At 59.1% G+C, this 20794-nt stretch carries 19 protein-coding genes; 3 read left to right on the top strand and 16 right to left on the bottom strand.

Going from position 1 to position 20794, the window contains the following annotated elements; genetic code table 11:
- Positions 1–41: 41 nt before the first annotated feature.
- From N0P34_RS10960 to N0P34_RS11015, 12 genes are all read right to left on the bottom strand, one after another.
- Positions 42–686: an isochorismatase family cysteine hydrolase gene (locus N0P34_RS10960; protein WP_275603285.1), complete on the bottom strand. Its 645-nt coding sequence runs from the start codon at positions 684–686 to the stop codon at positions 42–44.
- A 15-nt stretch (positions 687–701) separates the two neighbouring features.
- Positions 702–2201, bottom strand: coding sequence for an ABC transporter substrate-binding protein (locus tag N0P34_RS10965; protein ID WP_275603286.1), 1500 nt, complete (start codon positions 2199–2201; stop codon positions 702–704).
- Positions 2202–2224: 23 nt separating this feature from the next.
- Complete coding sequence (locus N0P34_RS10970) at positions 2225–3064, bottom strand: ABC transporter permease (RefSeq protein WP_275603287.1); 840 nt, start codon at positions 3062–3064, stop codon at positions 2225–2227.
- Positions 3064–3981 (bottom strand): ABC transporter permease, encoded by a 918-nt coding sequence (locus N0P34_RS10975; protein WP_275603288.1) that lies wholly within the window; start codon positions 3979–3981, stop codon positions 3064–3066. The genes N0P34_RS10970 and N0P34_RS10975 overlap by 1 nt, the downstream gene beginning before the upstream one ends.
- Positions 3982–5523: 1542 nt before the next feature.
- Complete coding sequence (locus N0P34_RS10980; RefSeq protein WP_275603289.1) at positions 5524–6273, bottom strand: DNA polymerase III subunit epsilon; 750 nt, start codon at positions 6271–6273, stop codon at positions 5524–5526.
- Between the two features lie 63 nt (positions 6274–6336).
- Positions 6337–7410 (bottom strand): DNA polymerase IV, encoded by a 1074-nt coding sequence (gene dinB, locus N0P34_RS10985; RefSeq protein ID WP_275603290.1) that lies wholly within the window; start codon positions 7408–7410, stop codon positions 6337–6339.
- A 46-nt stretch (positions 7411–7456) separates the two neighbouring features.
- On the bottom strand, positions 7457–7843 hold the full coding sequence (locus N0P34_RS10990; RefSeq protein ID WP_275603291.1) for a hypothetical protein: 387 nt from the start codon (positions 7841–7843) through the stop codon (positions 7457–7459).
- On the bottom strand, positions 7843–11175 hold the full coding sequence (locus N0P34_RS10995; protein WP_275606963.1) for an error-prone DNA polymerase: 3333 nt from the start codon (positions 11173–11175) through the stop codon (positions 7843–7845). Before N0P34_RS10995 ends, N0P34_RS10990 begins: the two co-directional genes overlap by 1 nt.
- 164 nt (positions 11176–11339) lie before the next feature.
- Positions 11340–11774 (bottom strand): DCC1-like thiol-disulfide oxidoreductase family protein, encoded by a 435-nt coding sequence (locus tag N0P34_RS11000; RefSeq protein WP_345774423.1) that lies wholly within the window; start codon positions 11772–11774, stop codon positions 11340–11342.
- The gene (locus N0P34_RS11005) at positions 11764–12621 is read right to left on the bottom strand and encodes a 5'-3' exonuclease H3TH domain-containing protein (RefSeq protein WP_275603292.1); all 858 of its coding nucleotides are present in this window, start codon (positions 12619–12621) and stop codon (positions 11764–11766) included. The genes N0P34_RS11000 and N0P34_RS11005 overlap by 11 nt, the downstream gene beginning before the upstream one ends.
- A 2-nt stretch (positions 12622–12623) precedes the next feature.
- Positions 12624–13322 carry an SOS response-associated peptidase family protein gene (locus tag N0P34_RS11010; protein ID WP_275603293.1) on the bottom strand — a complete coding sequence of 233 codons (699 nt, stop codon included), beginning with the start codon at positions 13320–13322 and terminating at the stop codon, positions 12624–12626.
- 1070 nt (positions 13323–14392) lie between these two features.
- Complete coding sequence (locus N0P34_RS11015; protein ID WP_275603294.1) at positions 14393–14926, bottom strand: MarR family transcriptional regulator; 534 nt, start codon at positions 14924–14926, stop codon at positions 14393–14395.
- Between the two features lie 336 nt (positions 14927–15262).
- Between N0P34_RS11015 and N0P34_RS11020 the strand changes: the two genes are divergently transcribed.
- Together N0P34_RS11020 and N0P34_RS11025 are read left to right on the top strand one after the other, a co-directional pair.
- The gene (locus N0P34_RS11020; protein ID WP_275603295.1) at positions 15263–15400 is read left to right on the top strand and encodes a hypothetical protein; all 138 of its coding nucleotides are present in this window, start codon (positions 15263–15265) and stop codon (positions 15398–15400) included.
- An 18-nt stretch (positions 15401–15418) separates the two neighbouring features.
- Positions 15419–15685 carry a hypothetical protein gene (locus N0P34_RS11025; RefSeq protein WP_275603296.1) on the top strand — a complete coding sequence of 89 codons (267 nt, stop codon included), beginning with the start codon at positions 15419–15421 and terminating at the stop codon, positions 15683–15685.
- Positions 15686–16050: 365 nt separating this feature from the next.
- On the opposite strand, the gene N0P34_RS11030 is transcribed toward N0P34_RS11025, so the two are convergent.
- Both N0P34_RS11030 and N0P34_RS11035 read right to left on the bottom strand, forming a co-directional pair.
- Positions 16051–16263, bottom strand: coding sequence for a hypothetical protein (locus N0P34_RS11030; RefSeq protein WP_275603297.1), 213 nt, complete (start codon positions 16261–16263; stop codon positions 16051–16053).
- Positions 16260–18284 (bottom strand): AAA family ATPase, encoded by a 2025-nt coding sequence (locus tag N0P34_RS11035; RefSeq protein WP_275603298.1) that lies wholly within the window; start codon positions 18282–18284, stop codon positions 16260–16262. The genes N0P34_RS11030 and N0P34_RS11035 overlap by 4 nt, the downstream gene beginning before the upstream one ends.
- Before the next feature lie 303 nt (positions 18285–18587).
- On the opposite strand from N0P34_RS11035, the gene N0P34_RS11040 reads away from it, so the two are divergent.
- On the top strand, positions 18588–19805 hold the full coding sequence (locus tag N0P34_RS11040) for a hypothetical protein (protein WP_275603299.1): 1218 nt from the start codon (positions 18588–18590) through the stop codon (positions 19803–19805).
- A gap of 32 nt (positions 19806–19837) precedes the next feature.
- Here the strand turns inward: N0P34_RS11040 and N0P34_RS11045 are convergent, their stop codons facing one another.
- Both N0P34_RS11045 and N0P34_RS11050 read right to left on the bottom strand, forming a co-directional pair.
- The gene (locus N0P34_RS11045) at positions 19838–20074 is read right to left on the bottom strand and encodes a hypothetical protein (RefSeq protein WP_275603300.1); all 237 of its coding nucleotides are present in this window, start codon (positions 20072–20074) and stop codon (positions 19838–19840) included.
- A gap of 77 nt (positions 20075–20151) precedes the next feature.
- On the bottom strand, positions 20152–20754 hold the full coding sequence (locus tag N0P34_RS11050; protein ID WP_275603301.1) for a TIR domain-containing protein: 603 nt from the start codon (positions 20752–20754) through the stop codon (positions 20152–20154).
- Positions 20755–20794: the final 40 nt, after the last annotated feature.

Raw genomic sequence — 20794 nt, forward strand, 5'->3', positions numbered from 1 at the left:
CGGCCGAAAAACGGCCGGTCACTTGCTTTGGATGTCGACGATTAGGCAGTCGCCGCCCAGGCCTTGCTGATGCCGTCAACGTTCACGACATGGGCGAAGGACCATGCCATGCCATAAAGCGCGTAGTGCTTGCGCTCGGGCAGGAACTCGGCAACGGCATCGGACACAACGAAGGTGTTGTAGTCGCGCTGGCCGGCGTCGCGGACAGTCGATTCAACACAGATGTTGGCGGTGACACCGCACACGATCAGGTTGCGGATGCGCATGCCGGTGAGCACTGGCTCAAGGCGCGTGCCGTAGAACGAGCTCGGACGCGACTTGTCGATCACCACTTCGTTGGGCTGATGGCCCATTTCGGGGATGAGTTCGATTTCATCGCTGCCATGGGCAAGCGATGCAGCCTCAAGGCGTTCCTTGGCCATTGCGCCGTATTCGAGCCCGAAATCCACGCCACCAACGGAATAGACATAGCGGGTGAAAATGACGGGGACGCCATTCTCACGCGCCAGGTTCACAAGGCGCGTCGTACCCGGGATCGCTTCACGCAGAGGCGACACGTCGATGCCAATACGCCCCAGCGAGTCATTCTCGTCGAAGAAAGCACGCTGCATGTCGACCACGAGCAGGGCGGTGTCCTGCTTTGGGATCGGGCCGCTATAGGCGCGGATGGGGTGAAGTTCAGCCATAGTGATATGTGCCTTTCAGTTAAAGACGATCATGCCGTCGGGGCGTGCGGTCCATTCCAGACCCTTGGCCACACCATAGGTGTTGGTGTCGATGAAGAGCGGGGCGTAGTAGGTGCCTGCCTGGATGGCGCGGCTGACATCAGCCAGCAGAGCGGCGCGGGTCGCCTGGTCGCCTTCAGCGAGTTCCTTGTCGAGCAGCGCGTCGATTTCTGCGCTTTCGGCAAAGCCCTGGTTGCCCGAACGGATCAGCATCGAGAACGGCAGGTCGCCATCGAGAGCGGACGGCGAGAAGCGGAACACGTAAAGGCCCGGCAGGTCGCGGATGAACCAGTTGTTGATGAAGGTCGATGCCTCCTGCGGCTCGAGCGAGACCTGCAGACCGGCTTCGTTGAGGAAGAAGGCCAGAACCTGAGCCATCTGGTCGATCTGCGGCAGACCGGTGTTCGGGTAGGTCAACGGGATCGGCGTACCATCATAGCCGGATTCTGCGACGAGACGCTTTGCCTCTTCGAGATTGAATTCCGTCACAGGGATGGACTCGTCGTAACCGAACGTCACCGGGGCCAGCAGCTGGGAAGCCGGGGTCATCAGGCCGTTGAGCAGGCGCTCGTTCAGCGTCTGACGGTCGAGAGCCATATCGACAGCCTTACGGATGTTCGGAACCTTCAGCCAGTCATTGCCGGTGTTGAAGCCCATATACACGACCAGGTTGGACTGCTGGTTGACCAGATCGACATTCGAGGAGCTCTGGATGACCGGAACGCTCGAAGGCCCGATCAGGGCGATGTCAACGTCGCCCGACTGGACGGCATTGGCGCGTGCAGTTTCGTCTGGAATGGTCTGGAAAACGATCGTGGGATACTGGCCCTGATTGCCCCAATACGCATCGTTACGGGTCAGCGTGACCGAAACGTCCTTGATCCAGTTATCGACGCTGTACGGACCCGAGCCAATTGGCTTGCGGCCATAGGCATCGGCGCCCATGGCTTCATAGGCAGCCTTGGACACGATGGGAACGAGCGTGAGCTGACGGTCAAACGGGGCATAGCCCTGGCTGAGGTTGAAGGTGATCTTGTTGCCTTCAGCCGAGACGCTCTCGACCATGGTCAGGTAGCCACCGAGGCGCGACGCGGGGTCTTCCTTGGCGGTGTTGATCGTGAAGAGGACGTCTTCAGCGGTCAGCGCAGAACCATCGTGGAAGGTCACGCCGTCACGCAGGGTAAAGGTCCAGGTCTTGAGATCGTCAGAGGCGACCCATTCCGTGGCCAGACGCGGCACGGGATTGCCTTCATTGTCGATGCCCACGAGCTGGTCAAAGACGCTGTAGAAAATGTTCAGCGACTGCAGGTCGGTGTCATAAATCGGGTTCAGGCTGGTCGGGTCGGTGACCTGGGCTGCACGGACCACGGAGAAGTCCTGTGCGAAAGCAGCCTGCGGAACAGCCGTGCTGGCCAGTAGCACCGCGCCGGCGACGAGAAGCGTGCGACGGGTCGTCGAGATAAGCGAGCTAAACAAGTAAAATACCCCTTCTTATTTCATTATGCTCGTGATGGACGGGAAGTGAGTGCCTGAGAGGCGAACTGAATTCCGCCGATCAGGAGAAAAATGGCCAATGCTGGGAACACGGTCAGCGTGCCGTTGGTCTGCAGATAGCGCTGACCTTCGCTGATCATCAGGCCCAGGCTCGGCGTTGGCGGCTGGATACCCAGGCCGATGAAGCTGAGCGACGATTCAATGGTGATGATTACGCCTACATCGAAAGCGGCAAGCACAAGCACCGACGGAATGACGTTTGGCAGCAGATGCTTGCGCATCGTCCACCAGCCAGACCCACCGGCGGTGGACACGGCAGTGATGAATTCGCGCTCGCGCAGAGACACCACTTGCGAGCGGACAATGCGGCCATAGCCGACCCAATTGGTCACGCCGAGAAGCACGACCAACAGCAGCGGATGGGAGCCGAAAACAGCGACCAGAACGATGAGGAGCAGCACAACCGGGATGGACAGCTGAATATTACCCAGTGCCATGAGCACGGCGTCAACCGGACCGCGCAGCCAACCGGCGAGAAGGCCGAATGTCAGGCCGATCATGGCGCTGATGGCGACGGCTCCGCCTGCGACCAGCAGGGACACTCTCGTGGCCATGGACAGCCGGCTGAGCATATCGCGGCCAAGAGCGTCCGTTCCCAGCGGATGTGTGCCGGACTTGAACGGCAGCTCCTGGGCAAAGAGCAGGTTCTGCTTGACCGGATCAAAGCCCGGCCAGAACGGGACCACCAACACCAGAATGGCAACAATGGTCAGCATCAACAGCGCCAGGGCCATCGACAGACTGACGGAAATGCGCGGGCGCATTGCTGTAATCGACTGCGCCATCAGGAGAGCCTCACGCGAGGGTCAAGCAGCATGTAGAGCATGTCCACGACCAGATTGATGAGAACGAAGATGCAGGCCACAGCCAGAACCCCGGCCTGAACGATAGGGTAGTCTCTCTGGGCGACGCCCTGGACGATCAACCGTCCGAGGCCCGGCCAGTTGAAGACCATCTCGAGCACGACAGTGCCGCCGACCAGCACGCCCAGATTGATGCCCGCGACGGTAATGACAGGCAGAATGGCATTGGGCAGCATATGTCTCAGAACCAGGCGGGTGCGGCTAATCCCGCGCGAGCGCGCCGTGCGGACCCAGTCCGAGTTGCGCATCTCGTCGAAGAACGTGTTGAACAGGCGCAGATAGAGGGCCACCTCGAACGTGGCCATGGTTGCAACGGGAATGACATAGCTCGACAGCGAATTGCGACCAATTGCCGGGAGCACGCCGAGATTCACGGACAGCAACAGGATAAGCAGGATGCCGAACAGATAGGGCGGGATCGCCTGTCGCGTTGTCGCCACCCAGAGTAATGCGCTCTTGAGGCGTTTACTGTTAACAACTTCACCGATCACAGCGAGCAGAACGGCCAGCGACAGCCCGATGGCGAAGGAGGAGATCGCCAGTTCGAGGGTCGCGGGGAGCCGATCAAGCACGAGTTCAAGCGCCGGGCGCTGCTGGCGGATCGAGTTGCCCAGATCACCCTGAACGGCACCGAGCATAAAATCCGCATATTGTTCAAGGACTGGTCGGTTCAGGCCAAGCGTTTCCCGCATGGCATCGACGTCGGCTTGCGTCGCTTGGTCCGGCAGCATAAGGCGCACCGGATCGCCAGTCAGGCGGGCAAGGAAAAAGACAAAGGTGAGGATGACCAGCAAGGTCACCGCAGCCCACCCCATGCGTCTCAAGATATAACTGATCATGCGAACCCTCCGGCACCATGCTGAAGAGTTAACTGCAGACTGTCAACACTGCGTAGTCGGTGTTCCTACGATTCTGAGCGTAGCTTTATGTTTGGCGGGGCCACGGACACCGTTGCGAGTGCTAACCCAAAGTCACAGACTATCTGAACGCCATCCACCTGGGTCTACGCTGTCGCGTTCAATTCCAGTCAAGGCGCGCATTGGACCAGCCGCCATTCGAGGTCGTGATCGACGCCTCCCTATCTTGAAGCGGAGGCCGTACGATGAAGGATGCACTGGACAAGGCCTCGGCCCGTCTTCGACAAGTGGGGCAGGCACGGGCGCATGCGATAGCACTTCACCTGTCGGAGGCCGGCCATTTCTCTTGGTCAAGCTGGGCCAGTGCCCTGGGCGAGGAACTGCGACGGGTAGAGGCCGGACCGGACTGCGGGGACCATGGATATTATCTCGTCTGACAGCGCATTCTCAAACGCCTGCTGATCGACAGCAGGTGGTCAACGCCTCGGATTTCGAGCACTATCGATCTGCCTGGGCCGCCGCCTTCCAGCGCACCTCACATGGTCAGCCCGTAGAGCTTATCGCGACCGACTTCGATCACTGACAGGCTACCGGGGCAGTTTAGCCCGGCGCCGCATTGGGGTCAGTGCACCAGATGGCCGCCGCCTGCTCCATGTGTCGCCCGTCGTGGGAGACGGACATTTCCTTCGATATCGCCGTTGCGGGTTTGAGCATCCTTTGCCGGTTCCTGACATGCCTTCCCCGCATCCAGAAAGCGGCGTTGGTGCCGGTCTTGCCGAACGCTAGACCTTCGTTTATCGGTGTATTTCTTGCGCCTTGGAACGGCTTTTGGTGCTGCCCGGCGCTGCGCGCCTCCCGGGCTGGCCAGACTTGCAGTCCAGGTCTTTGTCGGCGATGAACATCTGGCCACATGTGGCGGAGCTGCGCCAGCAGGACGTGGAGGCGCAATAAGAACAAGACCCGATACGTCTATGGCGTCGCAGCTGAGAAAAAAGGTGCCTGCAAGGCGACTTCAGCAAATAGAAGGATGGCGCAGGCAAGCTGTGGCAGAGCCGCTCCATCGCGCAAACACCCAGTCCCGGTTCGGCCGATCTTTAGGGGCAGAAGAGCCAGTCGGTTTCAGGCCCAATAGGAACCGGCAACACGCAAATCGGAATGTCCGCTTTTCCTCGTCCGGCTGCCGAAAGCCGACGGTCCGCAGCCGGCCCCATATCGGCCAATGGCAGCAACGCAGTTAATATGGCCGCTTAGTAACAGATGTCGCCAAAACCGGACAGACCGCTACCGGCCCCGCCGAGGCTGATAGTCGAGCGTGCTGGTCACGACCGCTTCGGAAAGCCGTTGGTGATGTCGGAACGACTGAGATTGGGTCGGAGGCAGACAGGCGGCGTCGGGGTGGGCTACGTACTGTCTGCTTTATAGTCAGACGTTTTTTCGCCCCGATCGCAGCGAGTTCGGTTACCGTCCCTGAGCCGGAGCGTTGGGACGGATACGTGTCGGTTCAGTGCCGGATCTCCCGCCACTTCAGAATAAGTCGAATTGCGTCTTTAAGGCCGGCGTCGGCGACACTCCACCCTCGCGCCGACGAAGCTCAATCTCGGCGCTGAAACGAGTGTCGATATCTCTGTCATGCGCCAATTCGTTGAGGGATGCTGAACTGATGTCAGCCCATGCCCTGCCACGCTCTGGACCGGAGCGAACACGCGGTAACAAACCCGGTTGCCGGCTCCATTCGATTAATTGGTCGGAGCCCACTGCGTTAAGTTGATCTCGAAGATGAAACGCGGTGACATATGCGTCCGGCATAGCCCGATGCGCCGGCAAGCCGATCTCATGGACGAGACCCATTGGCTTTCGCTGATAGCGCAGCATCTGGTTGGAGAAGCCATGCAATTCAGGCCAGACCCGAAGCGCCGACTTCCAAGTGCAGATCCATGACACTCCGCCGGCGAGCCTAGGCGTGCAGTATCGTTGCTCGAAAGCGGCACGATGAGCGGCAAGTGCAAGCACACCGCCTTCGGGCTGCAGAACTTCGCTGGCCATTACTTTCCAAAACGGCGCGTCTGAGACCCATTCGTCCAAGATGTGGTGAATGGACATCGTCTCGGGGCTGATAGGCCGGCCAGGATTGACGAAGCGGTTACCGCGCTCCTCATTCAAATGCCATTCGCCGAAATCGATCGACACTACGTCCTGCCAACCGATCTCGCAGACGTCAGTAGCCGCGTCTCCGGCTGTTTCCAGATCAATCACGCGAATTCTGCGAACGGTCATACTCGCTCCAGATGCAGCACCTTGTCTCCAACGCGTCCGACCCATTGTAGGTCGCATCCGGAGCTACTCGATGGGCAATGCCATTTGGTCAGCTTGCGGCGTCTCGCTTCGGTCGAAATTGGATATCGTTACGCCCAGCAGGCGCACTGGCATGCGGGGCGGAAAGGTGGCGGCGAGCAGGGTCTCGACGACATTACCCAGCGTTTCGCGATCGCGAACGAATGACGGCAAGCTACGGGCGCGGGTGATCTGCTCGAAATCAGCGAACTTCACCTTGAGGGTCACCGTACGCCCGAAGAGGTGACGACTATCGCAAACACTCCAAACCTTATCGGCCAATGGCGCAGCCAAGGCCCTTGCCTCATCGATCGTGGTGATGTCGTCGCGGAATGTGTCCTCCGCGCCAATCGACTTCCGTTCGCGGTTCGGCTTCACCTCGCGCTCATCAATGCCGCGCGAAAGGTCGAACCAGTATTGCGCTGAACGACCGAAGCGCGCGGACATGTCGTCCATGGTGAGCTCCGCCAGGTCGGCGCCGGTGGCGATGCCCATAGCGTGCATACGGGCGGCGGTCGCCGGCCCAACTCCGTGGAACTTCTCTATCGGCAGCGAAGCCACGAAAGCGGCGCCCCTCCCGGGCGGGATGACATAGTAATTGTTTGGCTTGCGATGGCCGCTGGCCATCTTGGCCAGGAACTTGTTGTAGCTGATGCCGGCCGATGAATTGAGGCCCGTGACCTCTTTGATCCGCGCCCGAATGGCATTGGCAACGTCCGTGGCCAAGGGAATGTTCTGCTTGTTCTCGGTTACGTCGAGATAAGCTTCGTCCAAGGATAGAGGCTCGATGAGATCGGTGTGCTCTGCAAATATCTCGCGGATTTGGGATGAGACCGATTTGTAGACCTCGAACCGGGGCGGCACGAAGATCAGGCTGGTACATTTCCGCATTGCCGTAACAGACGGCATGGCGGATCGGACGCCGAATTCGCGGGCCTCATAGCTGGCCGCTGCGACCACGCCTCGAGCAGCACCATAGCCAACGGTAACTGGCTTGCCGCGGAGGGCCGGATTGTCGCGCTGTTCAACCGATGCATAAAACGCGTCCATGTCGACGTGTATGATCTTGCGGACTGTCATTGTGTCTCAGCTTCTAAGAGAGCTGCGTGCCATGGGATGTCAGCAGTCATCGCCCAAATTTCCTACCGCCCTTGCGGACGCCCACCCACGGCATCTCACCCGCGATGTTGACTTCGCGCGCGCGTTGCATTGCAACCAGCTCTTCGGTCGCCAGAACGACCACCCCTGCTCCATGGCTGCCGGAAAATTCCGGGCGTTTGCCTGCGTGCCCAAGCGCAAACGTCGGGTGATACCAGCCGCATGTCGAGCAGCGTAGTCTGCCGGCCAGATAGTCTCGCCCAGAATAAAAGTCGAACGCCCAGCCGAGATGAACGGCGAGGATTTCAAGGCGAAGCTGGGCGTCATGGCTGCAGACCCAATAATGGCTGCAATAGGCGTGGATCGCGCGATCTGTGTCGCGGAAGTCCTCGAGGGTGCGGATTGGTCGGGTCATCAGTGGAAGTTCCGGCCAGCGGGTAAGGCATCGAGCAAGCGCCTCGAGACGCTGGCGTCGTACTGCTCCTGCTCGCGATTGCGCCCCTTGGGACCGCCACTCTTGACCTCGTCGGCACGGGCAATGGTTCGCTCGCCGATCTCGGTACCGCCAGCGATAGCCGCCATGTCGCGACTTAGATCGACGAATTTCTCCGCGATCACATGGATGACAATACCTTCGCGCTGGAGCTTACCGCGCACGCCGAGGACTCGGGCGCCCAAGACCACGCGGCGGTTCGCCTCGAAAACCTTTGGCCAGATGATGACGTTAACTACGCCGGTCTCGTCCTCCAGGGTGGCGAAGATGACGCCGCTGGCCGTACCCGGCCGCTGGCGGACAAGCACCAGCCCGGCCACGTTAACGTAACGCCCTGGCTGCGTGGTCCGCAGCGAATCCGACACGGCGACACCACGACTGAACAGGTTCTCGCGCAGGAAGCTCATAGGATGGGCCTTCAGCGATATCGACAGCGCCCGGTAGTCGTGGATGACTTCCTCGCCCGGGGGCATGGGTGGCAAGCCGCTCTCATAGCTGTCCGCCCGACCTGGAGCCTCACTGGCCTGGAACAGCGGCAAGGTCTCCGCACCGTGTTCGCCAATCAGGCCGGTAATCGCCCAGGCAGCATCGCGTCGAGACAGGCCAAGCGACTGGAATGCATCGGCGTCAGCCAACCTCGACAGCACTGCAGGCTGCAGACCGGTGCGGAGCCACAAATCGCGGATACTGTCATAGCCGCCGCGGCGACGTGCGATGATGAGATTGGCATCGTCCGTCCGAAGCTTGTCGACCAGATTGAAGCCAAGCCGAATTCCCATGTTGCCCCAGATGTCTTCGAGCATCTCGGCGTGCCTAGGCGCCAGGGTCAAACCAGCTTGGTTGGTCCTCTCCATGACCACTTCCAGATCGCTCAGGTTGATGTCGACCGGTCGCACGTCCACGCCATGGGCTTGGGCGTCGGAGATGATCTGCGCTGGCGCGTAGAAGCCAAGGGGCTGAGAGTTCAGCAGCGCGGCGCCAAACACATCGGGGTAATGGCACTTCAGCCAGCACGAGACATAAACCAATAGCGCGAAGGACGCGGCATGCGACTCCGGAAAGCCATATGACCCGAACCCTTCGATCTGACGGAAACAGGCCTCCGCAAAATCCTTGGTATAGCCATTGCCCAGCATGCCGGCGATGAATTTGTCCCGGAAAGGACCGACGCCGCCGGTCCGCTTGAACGTGGCCATGGCGCGCCGCAGCTTGTCGGCCTCGCCGGGCGAAAAGCCGGCACCGACGATGGCGATCTTCATCGCCTGCTCCTGGAACAGCGGAACGCCGTAGGTCTTCTTGAGAACGTGTTCGAGCTCAGGTGAAGGATAGGACGTGGCCTCCAACCCTTGTCGACGCTTCAGGTATGGATGCACCATGTCGCCCTGGATCGGACCGGGGCGAACGATGGCGACCTCAATGACCAGATCGTAGAATTCGGATGGCTTGAGCCGGGGTAGCATGGACATCTGGGCCCGGCTCTCGATCTGAAACACGCCGATCGTGTCCGCCCGGTGGGTCATCTTGTAGACCCGCGGATCCTCTTGGGGCACTGTCGCCAGAGTAAGCGGCTGTCCGTAGTGCTGCCGGATTAAGTCGAACGAGCGGCGTATGCAGGACAGCATGCCCAAGGCCAGCACGTCGACTTTGAGGATCCCCAGCTCGTCAAGATCGTCCTTGTTCCATTCGATGACGGTGCGATCCTCCATCGCAGCATTGCTGATGGGTACCAGCTCGTCGAGACGGTCCCGTGTGATGACGAAGCCGCCAACGTGCTGTCCAAGATGACGCGGAAACCCATAAAGGTCATTGGCGATCTGCATCACCATCATGATGGTGGGATCGTTTGGTTCGATGCCGGCCTGCTTCAAGCGTTCAGGCGGTATGTCCATCGCACCCCAGCCCCAATTCAGGCCGCCGATCAGTTTGATGGTGTCGTCGGACAGCCCGAAGACTTTACCGACGTCGCGGATAGCGCCCTTGGTCCTGTAGGTGATGACATTGGCGGTCAGACCCGCCCGGTGCCGACCGTACTTTTGATAGATGTACTGCATCACCTCTTCGCGCCGCTCATGCTCGAAGTCGACGTCGATATCGGGTGGCTCGTCGCGTTCGGTCGAGACAAAACGTTCGAAGAGGAGGTCGACCAACATGGGATCGACCTCGGTGATGCCCAGGCAGAAACACACCGCCGAATTTGCCGCAGACCCCCTGCCCTGACACAGAATTCCGCGCTCCTGCCGGGCAAACCGGACGATATCTTGGACCGTCAGGAAATATGGCGCGTAGCCCATCTCGCCGATCAAGGCGAGTTCGTGGATCAACCCCTTCTGGACCTTCTCTGGAACCCCATGAGGGTAGCGGGTTGCGGCACCGGCGTGAGCAAAGCGCTCCAACGTTTGTTGAGCGGTTTCGCCGTTGCCGACCACCTCGTCGGGATAGATGTATTTGAGCTGGTCGAGCTTGAAACCGATGCGCGCCAAAACGCGATTGGTTTCGGTCAGAGCCTGAGGGTGCTCACGGAACAGGCTGGCCATCTCCCCTGCCGGCTTGATGTGTCGCTCGGCATTGGCCGCCAGGAGAAAGCCGGCATTGTTGAGAGTGGTCAGTTCGCGGATACAGGTGAGGACGTCCTGGATAATGACCCTTGAAGGCTCGTGGTAGAGCGCATCCATGCTGGCAATCATCGGCAGCCCTTGTTGACCGGCGGCTTGCGCTATCCGGTTGAGCCGGGCGCGGTCGATGCCGTCGTATTTTGGGCAAGCCGCAACCCAGACCTGTTCAGGCGCGAGATCGTTCAACAACCTGGCTATGCCAACATCACGCTCGATGTTCTGGTCTCGAGGGACCACGATCATGAGTTGCCCCTCGACGTGATCGATCAGATCCTGCAGCGCCAGTTCACACGACCCTTTGGGTGCCCGCCTGTTGCCGAGAGTTAGGAGTGCGCTCAAGCGTCCATAGGCTGCTCGATCCGTGGGATAAACCGCTATGTCGGGTGTACCGTCGAAAAAGACCAACCTCGTTCCGACGACCAGCTTGAAGTCCGGGTTGTCCTTGGCCAATTCGCGCGCTGCGGAAAAGGCGCGGACAACGCCGCTCATGGAGTTTCGGTCGCAGATTCCGATGCCGGTGAGACCGAGGCCAGCAGCTTGGCCGACCATTTCGAAAGGGTGACTCGCTCCGCGCAGGAAGCTGAAATTGGTGGCGGCGAGCAACTCGGCATAGGCCGGCTGGGCCTCTCCAACGGTTCGCATCCCCAAATCCACGATTGACTCTCCGCCGACATATGTTCCTTATTTGTTCTCATTTAAGGACGGACGGAGTCAATCGGGTGACCGATCACATGACACATGCGGTTAAGAACCTGTCGATGACGGATACCGACGAATGGGAGGCAATCGTCCCCTACGCTGACGGCCTAACCGGTGGCATCAATGAAACGATGCCGCTGTTGGGACGGTACGACGAAACACCCATCCTGCCGACCGAACCATCGATATCTGTGCCGAGCTACAAGGTTGTAGACGAGGTCTCGCAGTGCGCCTGGGATCACTCGGAACATGGATATAGCTCGCCAAGGCCAACGCAGATGATCTGATATCGCCAGAGCCGCGTCCGACCGGGTTAGGCCTACCCCATGCTCGACGAACAGGAAGGTTCGGTCCAGATCGCCTTTGGTCAAATCATGGCTGGCGGCAAGTGCGATGCCAGCCTCCGACCAAGCCGATACGAAACGGATTGATTGGTCGCTCTCATGCCGGAGAATGAAGTGCACGATCCCCGAGCAGAGCATGCAGTCCGTGTCGAAAACTATCGTGGGCTCGTCGGAAAAAACGTCCATCCTAGCGGTCATCCTTGACCTGTTCCGCCAGTTGTTCCAGCCGCTCCGTCAAGGCTTTGAGCTCCCAACTCTTAGTCAGGGCGGCGGCGTTATTCCAATCAGGAACTTGGTCGGCAATGGTTTTCAGCGGCGCGTCCGTCACCATGGTCGCAATCCGCTTGTACAGTTTGAGATCATCCACCTGTTCGCCGAACCGGCCATCTGCGAGCATGGCTTCAAGGTCGGGAAACTCCCCGAGCAATTTGGCGGCCGTCTTTTCGCCAATCCCCTTCGCGCCAGGGATCTTGTCTGAGGGGTCGCCGCGCAGGGCGATGAAGTCCGGCACCTGCGACGGCTCAACGCCATAACGCTCACGCACCTCGGTCGGCCCGATCCTGACGATTTCTCCGGCCTTGGCAGGGTTGAGGATTGTGGTCCTCCTGGAGGCAAGTTGGAATGCATCCCGATCGCCTGTCGCGACCAAGGCGGTGCCGCCCGCCTTTTCTTCCATTGCGACCGCTGTGGCCAAGAAATCATCTGCCTCGAAACCGGCGGCCTTTCCGCAGACAAAACCGAAAGACTCCACGAATTCCGGCAAAACCTTGAGCTGCTCGATAATGTCGCCGTCGAATTCTCTGCCACCTTGATAGTCTGGGAATTCCTTCGCCCGCCAGTTCGGCTTTTCGAGCGTGTCCCATCCCACCACCACAGCTCTGGGCCTCTCATCTGCATATAGCTTCAAGAGGTAATTCGCGAACCCGACGATGGCCCCAGCAGGCCGGTCACCTTGGCGCCGGATGGTCTTGGGCAGCCCATGATAGGCACGGTGGGCGAACGAGTCGCCGTCGACCACAAGCAATGGCGGCAACTTACGCGCCATCGCTACACCGGCAGCCGCAGCGGATCGCCGGGTTCGGGAATTTCGTTTAGCCCTGGAACGTACTTCAACGGCAGCCTCGCAATGACCTCGAGCACTCCATCCGGCAATGGCTTCTGGAGCGCCTTGGCTTCGCTCCATGGCGCCCCGAGCCAAACGTCCCGCTCCTCCTCGCTTTGAAGGATGACGGGCATCGCCTTTTCGTGAACGGCGACGACGATGTCATTGGGCTTGGTGGTGAAGAATGCGAACAGTTGATGGGACAGCGCACCCTCGTCCTTGCGCCGTACGCCTGTCCACTGCGTATGAACGCCTGCGAAAAAGAACAGCGGCTCAGTGTCATCCACGGCGAACCACCCATTGCCGCTGCTGCCGTCATCCAGCTTGGTCGGCTCGGCGAAACGCGTGACTGGCACGAGGCATCGGTTTTCGACGCCGAGATACCCTTTCCAGTCATCGAACCAAGGATGGCGAATGTTGGTATTGCCACGATCTGGTTTATCGGTGACCGAGTTTTTCAAGGATGGGATGCCCCATCTGGCCACGCCAAGAAGTCGTCGACCGGCGCGCTCTTTTATGATGGGCGCACCATAGTCGGGGTAGATCGCGTACAGCGGCGGGATGTTGCGCATCACCTCGTCCCACTCATCCACCAAGCGCTGGATGGCGTCTGTGGTTGTAGTCATGGAATAGAGATTGCACATCGTGCTGCTCCTTCTGCCTTGGCCCTACTTAACCCGACTGCTTCCAACACGCCACACTCCATCGCGCCGTTCTGTAGTGGTTACACTCGCGAAGACTAAGGGGCACTGAGGCAACCAAGCGCTGGGCATAACCTGGCATCAGTTGGAGCACAGGACGTTGGAGTTCAGTTCGAAGTCGGGAGCTTCTGACCGAGAGTCGGCGTGCCGCTGGCATCAAAATCCAAGGCACGAAACTGGTCGCGGTTCTGGCTCGATTTGAGGAAGTCGATTTTGGGTTTGCGAGGGCGGCGCTTTGTGGTCGGCATAGCCGATAGGTGCCTGAATCGCCCACCGACGCCAAATCAAATCCGCTACCGAAAAGCGATAACTATTTCCGGTTGAATTGCGATTTCCAACGGATCGGATCTACCGGTCTTTGCATTAAGTGCAAGGACTTGGGGGATCAAATGCTGCTCACAGCGAGACAACGACGTCGCAGAAATGCGACCGTTAAATGGGGAGCATCAATGCTTTTGGCAGCTCTCTTGTTTACGCCCAAGTTCGACGATGTGGTCTTTCCGGATTTGAGCTTTCCATTGGTCACCTCGGCAACTGCCTCGGAGTAAGAGGTAACCGCCAAGTAGCCTATTGGCGTCGGGCAGAGCGATGGGATCCTACCACTTCATCAAAATTTTTGGCGACGGCACTTCCAGGCCGCCCAAGCTTTGGTTTACCCGCTGCGCGTCACTGAAGAACTGTCAAAATGGGATGAGAAGGGCCAGCGGAAACGGGCTTGGTTCCGACCCAAAAGAGCTGCCGGTGCGGTATATGAGCCCGACCTGCGAAGGTTTTTACTGGAACTTCGCGAAGACGCTCTGATGCTCTTCGGGGAATGCTCGGCCCAACACGACGTGTGAAACGGTCATGCTCATGGGCGGCAGGCCGCTGACCACAAACCAACTGTGACCTAGCGACCGGTCATTGTCGCTGGCCTTGACACAATCCGGGAATGCGGGACTTCGTGGTGACGGCATTCTGGTCAAAAGTCACACAGATCGGATCTGTTGTCACCGGCAGGTTCCGCTAGGCAGCTAGGACAGTCGTGGAAGTTGTCGCCTCGTGGACCGGCGGCGGCAACGCGTTTTCACATCCTCCTCGTATGCCTGAACCTTTTCGCGTTCCAAGTTCTTTAGTAGCGCTGCCAGGATATAATTGCCGTCACTAAAGGCGCGCTCTTCGATATCGGCGAAATACTTTTCCGAAACCTCTGCGATCATTTCCCGACACCGGTGGGCGACGGAGGCGCCCAGCTCAGTTATGGCAAGCACGTTTTCACGTCGATCGTGCGTGTCTTGGGAACGTTCCACGAAACCCAATGCCACAAGCCGATCGAGCTGAGGCACAACCGATGCGGCCGACACTCTCAGCGAGCGGACCAAAGTCTGTTGCATCACCGTCTTGCTGCGCTCAAGCCGGAAAAGGGGTTCGAGCATCGCCAATGTCAGACCCGACGGTTTGAAAACCTTCTCCAGTTCGAGTCGGTAGAGACGCGCCGTTACCAGCATCGTCTCAGCGAAGGCGCCACGCGGAGTGTATGTGCTGACATACTTCAAGGGCTTAGACATCAATTTTACCAATGGGCCGGTATGAATGGGGCGACGCCGCCAGTAACCCGATAAAGCGCGATGATGCTTTGACTGCCTAATGCTTAGGTTACCTAAACGTTAGGCCGCTCGCCTATCAGGCGGTCAGACGATGGGATGTTCGCCATGGATTTTTTCTCGCGACGACGGGGATGACAGGTGCGGCCGACGCGAAGACGAATTCTCCATCCGATACGGCGTCTGGACACCGAGTTACGCATCCCCCTGGTGATCGATCACCCCGTCAATGTGATCGGACGAACTGCAACTGAAACATGCAAATGAGCCTTGTCGGAGTCTGCAACCTGGCGGGTGATCATGCGAAAGAATGTGCTCATTGTCGAAGACGATCCCTTACTTCAGCTGTTCCTCAGCGAACAGCTCGAGACCCTGGGCTGGAAGACCATTTTGGCGCCGTCAACGCTGGCCGCCATGAAAGAAATCCGCGACTATTGAGACAGGATTGCCGCGATAGTGACCGACGTGGAAATGCCGGGGACCCGAGACGGTATCACTCTCGCCCGGCAAGTTCGCTATGGGTGGCCGGAAATCGGCGTCGTGGTCATTTCAGGAGCCAAGCGTCCGAAGCCGGATGACTTACCTGCAGGGGTGTCATTTTACAGCAAGCCGCTCAATGTCGAGAAACTGCTGACTGTGGTCGATGACGCCATACGGCAGGCGGGAAGAAACCAAGATCCGCGGTCATTTGCTGACCTCCAGAATGGTTACGCAGCGCCGTGAAGCTGGTCACCCCGGCCCAACCGGTTGTTTTGCGACTAGATGGAGCCGCTAAGGCGGCTCTACGAACGTCTGGCCTTCTGCCGCCTCCTGCAACGGGCGTCCCAAAGCATAAAGTCTACTCACGGTTCGGGCCCATTTGCAGTCATCGTCAATAACCAAGAGGACGCTCGTTCGGCAAAAGCCGTCAGGAAGAGAGGGGTGGCCCGTGACCATCCCCACAAGTCGACAGATGCCGCCGATGGATTGTTCGACCATCCAAGCGTCAAGCAGCGGCGCTGTCGCCATGTCGGCAGCCGTCGGCGATGCACCTGCCTGAATGCGCCGCGCCGCCTCAAGTCCGGCAAGGATGGTCTCTCTGCTCAAGATTACCATGTGGAATACCCGCGATGACGAACATCGTGGTCGCGCTTTAGAACCTCGAACTGACGCCGGCGCTGTACCATTGAGGTCAACTCACGGATCACCGCGCCCGGATCCAGTCCGAGGTCTCTCTCGAGTCCGTGGGCGGCATCCATCAGGTCGAGCGTCGATTCTTTGATTTCGCCAGCAGCCAGTTGATGATGAAGGGGCTCCATCATTGTGCAGCCTCCGTCACATCGCACTCCGACATTATCAGGTCGATATCTGCTTCTGACAGACATCCCGCCTCTTCAAGCCGGGACGCAATGGCTTCGAGCAAAGTGGCGCGGGTCCGAAGAATTTCGATGGCGCGAGCCTCGGCATCATCGAGACGCTCTTTGACCGCCACCATCAGACCCGGGAGCTGCAGGACGTTGTGAGACAGGTCCGGGGGTAGATACAAGTTTCGCAACTTGCCATTGCCGGAAGCCTCAACCATCCGCGCCAAATTGGTGGCGTGGAACAGATCCGACCCTTCCCCAACGCCAGAACCGACGGCTACGTCTCCAAGAACCAGAGTCTCGGCGGCCCTGCCCGCCAGCATCAAGCAGATGAGGTCGGAGACTTTGTCGAGGGAAATGGAGAGATCCAGCGTGTCGGCGAATTCCGTCACGCCGCCGCTATCGTCAATCGAGACTCCAAGAAAGCGGCTGGTCTCCAGTACCCTTCCGACGATGGTGTGACCGGCCTCGTGGATTGCAACCCGGTGGCGCGCTTCGACACTCATCTGCCGGCGACCGACCCGAATTTGGTGAAGGATATCGCTAACTCCCAATGGACGGCGTGCACGACGTGCAACGGCTTTTGCTCTTTTGACGTAGCTTTCAACATCGGCGCCGGTCTGGCCCGTGGCAGCCAGCGCTGCCGGCATCAAGTCAACATCTTGCAGCGCGTCGCGGCCGATGTGGTGGCGAAAAATCATCGCCAGGTCTTTGGCACTCGGCTTTTCAAGGGTAATCGTGCGGTCCAGGCGCCCTGCCCGACGAACTGCCGCGTCGATCTTCTCTGGGTGGTTGCTGGTCGCGATGATCACTACGCCCTTGTTGTTTGCGACGCCGCTCATGCATTCCAGGAGGCAGTTCACGATCTGCAGCCAATACTCGGTATACTCGCCGGAGACGGTGGACCGATCACTAATGCCGTCGCATTCGTCGATAAGCATGATGCAGGGCGCACTGCGGCGGGCTTGGCCGAACACGTCGCGTATCGCCTGGAGGGTTCCGCTCAGGTAACTGGCCGCGTTCCATTCTGCCACCGACGTTGCGATCAAAGGCACACCGGCCGTCTTGGCGATTGCCACGGCAAAACTGGTTTTGCCCAGGCCTGGCGCACCCGCCAACAGCAACCCGGTATTGTCGACGTCATCCCATTCGATTTCGCCGCGCTTGTAGTCTCCCAGATCGGAGACGAGATCGAGGGCCCAGGCCATGGCGTCACCGTACCCATGAAGATCCTTAAGCTCAGGACCGTCGGCAGCAAAACTGGCCTTCTCATCGATAATCTTGCTCAAGCGGCGAAGGCATTCTTCCGGGTTAAGACCCACGCGAATTGCAAGCGATAGGTCGCCGAGATCGGCGTTTCGGATCACCTGCGGATCGATTGGTCCAGCTATCGGAGCGCCAGCACACGCCTCGATGACCAGACCGATTGACCATCCGTCGATAGCAGGTATCGAGAGCTTGTACTCCGCCGTACGCTGTAGGCTAATCGGCAGCTGGCGCTTCACGTCAGGGGCCACGCCTGCCGTAAGCTTGCGCCGATTGAGCGATGCGATGACATCCGCGTTGCCCCGTTCAGGGGTATGGCCGCGCTCAGAGCCGTCTCTGGAGACCACATGTGAGCCGCGGTTGCCGCTGGTGGCGCAGTCCTCAAAGACCGTAGCCACCAGCGGGACCATTTCGGCGGTATGCGTTTCAATCGTGAGAATGGGAGCCTCACGACGGAGCCGAGCCGCCAAGCCCGGTTCCGATGCGACGGCCTTGGCCAAAAGCACGGCCGCCATCACCAGATCCACACGCAGGTGCGGGCCGTCGTCGTCAACCTGATCGATGCCGCCCAGCAACTCCGACAACGGATCGACCGGAACAACGGATTTGAGCATGGATCTGGTTTTGACTTGTTCAGCTTTTGCCAGCTGATCGATGTATGCGCGGGCCAACAGGTCCGCATCTTGCCCAGCGATGGGCGCAAGGTCGTTCATGGCGTGTCCTCGGAAGATGCCCCGGAATTGGGGCATTTGATCAAAGGTCACGCACTGCCTACGTGAGCTGCGTCATAAAAGAACAAACAAAGAACAAGTGTCAACCCCGAAGTCGACCTACTATGCTTGCACTCCCTTGGCTCTGGGCGCGCACGAGCAAGTTCAGCCCGCTAATACAGCGTCTGCAGCAGCTAGTCCGCTGTCTCGCGATCGGTGGACCGTGGGCATGGACGGTGAAACTGGCGTAGGCGCCATCCGGTAACGGCAGGCACAGGATCGATTACACGCCCGTGGATAACGTCGATGCGGATCAAGCTGGCGGCGACCAAGCCGTCGGCATTGCCAAGACTTGATGTTCGATACGACCCGGACGACACTCCATGCAAAGGCGAAGGAGCGACGATGGTCAAGATCAATGCCGACTGGTGGGAGCACCTGGCGCCAAAGCCGATGCATCGTCGTCTGCGCGAGGTCGAAGCACTGCTGCAGGAGTGGTGCAGAACTCCATATGGTACCCATTGGCTCGGCAGTGCAATGCGAGAGCATGGCGTGATCAGGGTGAAACCTGGCCAAGATATCCCCGTGGTGCAAATCATCTCTTTGGGCGACCAGCCCATGTACATCGTACCGCAACAAAAGGCGCGCATCGGCCATCGCGCTGTCGGACCGGATCAGTTCGGATCCGGGAAGATGTTGGAAGAGAACGAAATAGCTATTGAGCCGACCATACAGGTCGACGTCGTTACCGATCCTGCGCAACTCGCAGCTACACGGCGATTTGACCCGTCGCCGAACGTCGCGGGACTCAAGACCCCCTCCCTGCTCTTCTCCGCGCCCGCAAGGATGTTGCTGGCACCCCAGACCTGGGTGAAGAAGTCCTACGTCCTCTATGAGCACATTTTCGGGAACGGCTCGTCCTACCCCATCGACGGATATTTTTATGTCGGCGTGACAACTCGAAGCTGGCAGAAACGATGGACCGAGCACAGACGACATATCGAGACAGGCAGCCCATTGCTGTTCCACCGTAAGTTCCGCGAGGAGCAAGAAGCCGGGCGCATCACCTACGTCCACCATAAGGTCATGGGCATCACCGACGATGTCGAAGTCTTGTACAATACCGAGGAGTACCTCGTTCAGGCGCATTGGCACGACCAGCGTCGGCTCAACATGATCCCTGGCGGCAAATCAGGTCTGAAGTACCTACGTGAGCATGGGTTGCTGGCGCCCCGCATCATACCAACACCCGACGAGCGCGACGGCCTGCTTGAAAAATGGCTCCGCGACAATCCCCGACGCGGCCTTCCTGCTCCGTGGGTATCTGAGAAATGGAAGGACGACGAATGGGCCGTAGCGCAGATTTGCGGTCGCGACGGTCGTCTCTCGGTGGATCAGGTGCGGAGTATTCGTCACCTGGCCGAGGATCATGGCGCCGATGTCATCGCCGAGCGGATTGGCGCCCTAAACAAGGAACAGGTGCAGCGAGTTATCGACGGCGAAACCTACACCCGAGTGACTTGATGTAGCCGCCCTACCCGTTAGCAGGCATATCGCTACCCGGTGAAGGCCAGGCCTCGATCAGTCATCCAGGAGGTCAATTCATTGTCTATGTACTGGATCTTGTCCTGCATTTGCGGGTCGGCCGCCGGCGCGTGATTGCGCAACCAAGACCTGCAGGCAAAGAGCATGGTGGAGACTGTGGCGGTTTGATCGAACGCATCCAGGCCCGGACCGACTACGTCGAGCTGTTCACGCCATCGGATGATGGCGGTCGAATGGTCTTGGGGCATAGGCTGTCTCGCGCGGAATCGATGACGCCAACCTACAGGAGACAGAGGTGCATGCCTGCATTAAAGGACAGAGTGTTTCAACGCCCTGCCAGCCCTGCCGCGGTTTCGATCCAGCCGCCAATATTCTGACGCCCGTTCTGTTGGACGAAGTCATAAGCCAAGCAATGGCTGGACAATACGACAACGGTGTTGGAGGTCGGCGGTGAGAACCAAAGCACGTTTGGTGGAATGGCGAGCTGATAGTCAGCATACTTCTGCCAAGAGCCGTCCACCTTTTCACATAGGTAGATCTGTCCGTCTGATTTGTAGACGCCCATGAAATCGAGAGGGTCCGGGCCTTTCGATGAGGTCTCTCCGTTGCGGTTCTTCACGCCATGGATGAAAACGGTCAAAAGGCCACTGCCTTTGACGATGCTCCTGGCGATCTCGTAACGAACCCAGCGTCGCGCATAGGTCCCCGCACCCGCGAGCACACAGGTTACCGAAGTTCCTTCCAGCCCCTCGCGGAGGAAGCGCTTCAACGCATCGGGACTTTCCCTTCGCGAGGCTTCGAAAACACTTGAATCGAAAAAGCCGACCGATTGACTCGTGCCCGGGTTCCCCACCCAGGAATTCCTCACGTTCCATGCACGCCACACGTCCGGATTATAGTGATACGAAAAGAATGTGTGACGCGCCATGCAATCCTCAAAGTCAAAATTGGCTAAGCAAATAAAACCG

Origin of the sequence: Devosia sp. FJ2-5-3 (assembly GCF_029201545.1) — a bacterium.
Lineage (GTDB): Bacteria > Pseudomonadota > Alphaproteobacteria > Rhizobiales > Devosiaceae > Devosia.